Annotated in this window: 2 protein-coding genes; one reads left to right on the top strand and one right to left on the bottom strand. The window is 68.8% G+C overall.

Annotated elements, in window-relative coordinates; translation table 11 throughout:
- Window positions 1–191 precede the first annotated feature (191 nt).
- Window positions 192–2,111, bottom strand: a complete 1,920-nt coding sequence (locus tag VF825_RS07805; RefSeq protein ID WP_331111889.1) for a fibronectin type III domain-containing protein — start codon at window positions 2,109–2,111, stop codon at window positions 192–194.
- Window positions 2,112–2,652: 541 nt separating this feature from the next.
- On the opposite strand from VF825_RS07805, the gene VF825_RS20080 reads away from it, so the two are divergent.
- A partial coding sequence (locus VF825_RS20080) for an Rrf2 family transcriptional regulator (RefSeq protein ID WP_414695798.1) occupies window positions 2,653–2,892 on the top strand: 240 nt, incomplete at its 3' end.

Here is a 2,892-nt window from a genome sequence, read left to right as displayed (position 1 = left end):
CCTCCGTGATCAGATCCTCGCCTGGTGACAACGGGCGTCGATCCGGCTGGCAGCGACGAGGTGTCGCGCGGGCTGCACGTGCGGCCCCACGCTCCGGAGAACGGGCGCGCCGGCCCGAACCGACGCGACGGGGCGACCGGCATCGTACCGAGCATCACGCGATGCCGCTAGACATCAGCGGCACGAGACACTTAGGGCGTGAAGTAGCCGGTCACATCGAAGATGACCTGGGCGGTGGCGGTCGGGTTGTTCGCGGCATAGGTCGCCGACAGAGTCCCGCCGGCGCCGAGGGCGACCGTCACCCCGTTGGCCCGGTTGTCACCGACGGGGAAGTTGAGGGTCGAGCTCGTCGGGTTGTTCGTCGCGTTCGGGCCCAGGTAGAGGTAGCCGAGGGCCGTCTGCTCGGTGACGGTCAGGTTGCCGGTCACCGCGATCGCGCCCCCTGGCACCCCGCCCATCCCGGTCACCTGGAAGGTCCGCGCGACATGGGAGCTGAAGGGCCCGTTGAGGCCGATACCGTAGCGGGGATCGAGGATCCGGGTCGGGGTCAGGGCGTGGTACGTGGCGGCGGCATATGGCGTGACGGCGACTGACGGGCTCGAGGGTGGGCCGGCTCCGACTGCGTTCGTCGCCGTGACTGTGAATGTGTACGGGGTGCCGTTCGCTAGGGCGCCGACGGTGCAGAGAAGAGCGCCTGACGTGGTGCAGGTCAGGCCGCCCGGCGATGAGGTGGCGGTGTACCCGGTGATCGCGGAGCCGCCATCGGAGGCCGGGGGCGTCCAGAAGACGGTCGCCTGCCCGGTGCCCGCGGACGCGCTGACAGCCGTCGGGGCACCCGGCGCGGTCGGTGCGACCAGTTGCGAGATCCAGGTTGACCACCGGCCGGCGCCGTTCGGGTACTCGTCGCCCTGCCAGACCGCGAGCGGGTTCGCGGGATCTTGGGCGACGCCGACATAGTCGCCCCAGCGCGACCCGCTGTAGGTGGCCTGGCCGGCCTTGAGGAGCGTGAGCGGTCCGTACGTGTCGGCCGGGTCGGTCGAGAGCTGCGCCGTGGCGTAGGTCGAGATGGCGGTCGTGGCCGAGGAGACGGAGAACACCTCGTAAAGCGTCCCATTCGAGCCGAGGCCGATTCCGCCCGCGAAGAAGTAATAGCCCTGGTATCCCGCGAGGAAGTCCTGACTCAGGGTCGGTGTCGCGGTCGAGGTGTCGAGGGCCGTGGCGCGGACACAGTCCCGCTGGACCGAATCGCCGGCCGGAATGCACGGATAGGTCGACACGAACCAGAGCCGACCGTTCTGCCAGAGCGCGTCGGTGGGGCGCTCATCGATCGTGCCCGCGTTGAACGCGGTAGCCCCGACCGGTGTTGGCGGAGGGAGGAAGCTCGAGACGACGCCGGCCGTCGTGAGGTCGACGACGCCGCTCACCGAGACGGTCCCTGCGGTGTTCGTGCCGCTGATCGTCGCGTATCCGACGTCCAGGCTGCCGCCGTTCAGGTCCTCAACGATGGCCGGCAGCGTACTCGTGGAGGAGAGCTCGGTTGCCGGCCGCCAGGTGAAGAGCGCCGGATCGGGGCCGGTCTCCGTGTAGGAGATTGTCCCGCCTGCGAGGAGTTGCGACCAGTCGATGATGTCGAGGGTCGCACCGCTCGACGATGGCCCGCCATCGCAAGAGCTCCCGCGCGGGATAAGTGGGTACTGGTTCGCCGAGATAACCACCTTGTCCGACGACATGCCGAGGCCGTCGTAGTCGGGGAGGGACCCAACAAATGGCAGCCGGTAGACATTCCATGCGCCTGTCGGGTCGCTTCCGGTCGACACGGCAAGGTACAGATAGCCGGACGAGCAATCGTAACTCAGCTCACTCGCGATCCACCGTCCCTGGGCCGTGCTCCAGAGCACCCGAGGGTCGGTCTCCACCACCTGACCAGCGGGTTCGACGAAGAAGGTCGCGAACGGGATACTCGCGAGCGTTGCGCCGGCGCGCGAGCTGATTCGGATCGTCCCGTTGACGGCCTGCACGATGTGGTTCGGGCCGACGGCGACCCAAGGATCAGGCGGTTCCGTACATAGGTAGTCGCACTGCGAGATGCCGGAGAAGGCGCCTGTCGACATGACCGACGAGGTCTGTGGAGCGAGGGACGCACGCGCACCGGAAGTCAAGCCGCGAGCCACGACCAACCGCGGTGACGGAGCAGTCATCCCGGGCACCCCTTGGCCTACGCTGGCCGCGGGGGGACGCCGGAGGGGGACTTCCTGCCTCTGCTGCCTCGAGGGCACCAAGGATCCTGGCCGGATTGAGAGCGCCGCCGCCGACGGGATGACCTGGGGTGTCGCAATGCGGTGGGAGAGCGCGAGTGGCATCGGACCCGCCGCTCGCGTGGGCATTGGGGTCGCCGACACACTCACCAGCGGCGCCAGCAAGAGCGCCAGCCTGATCAGCGAGGTGGGAAGGGGCATTCGGGACAACCCCCGCGAGGTGGCTCCCGGAAGACTACTCCTGCTCGATCGACCCTGGAGGGTCAGGACCGCGTGCCGCGGCAACTTCTGACCACTCTTACTACTACCCCGCCGCGGCGTTGACGGCGTCCGGCGGCCCTGCCATACTCATTTCCGACGCTTTTGGTCGGAATTCACCTCGCGTCCCGGGAGGCCCCTGATCGCCCGGCACGCGACCACGCTCGAGGATCGTCCCCTGTCCACCCGGACCTACCACAGCGCCGGCGCGGTCTCCTTCTCGACGAAGGGGGAGTATGGCGTCCGCCTGATGGCCCAGCTTGGCCGGCGCTACGGCAGCGGGCCCGCCTCGCTGACCGAGATCGCCGAGGACGAGGACCTCCCGCGGGCCTACCTCGAGCAGCTCGTCGTGAACCTGCGCGACGCCGGCCTCGTCGTG

The organism is Oryzihumus sp., from assembly GCF_036391795.1.
In the GTDB taxonomy this organism is placed as follows: domain Bacteria; phylum Actinomycetota; class Actinomycetes; order Actinomycetales; family Dermatophilaceae; genus Oryzihumus.
This window is presented reverse-complemented; position numbering and strand designations above follow the sequence as displayed.

Bases quoted from the DNA above. Each gene is read 5' to 3' on its own strand.
- VF825_RS07805 (WP_331111889.1), bottom strand. From the start codon at position 2,111: ATGTCGACAGGCGCCTTCTCCGGCATCTCGCAGTGCGACTACCTATGT.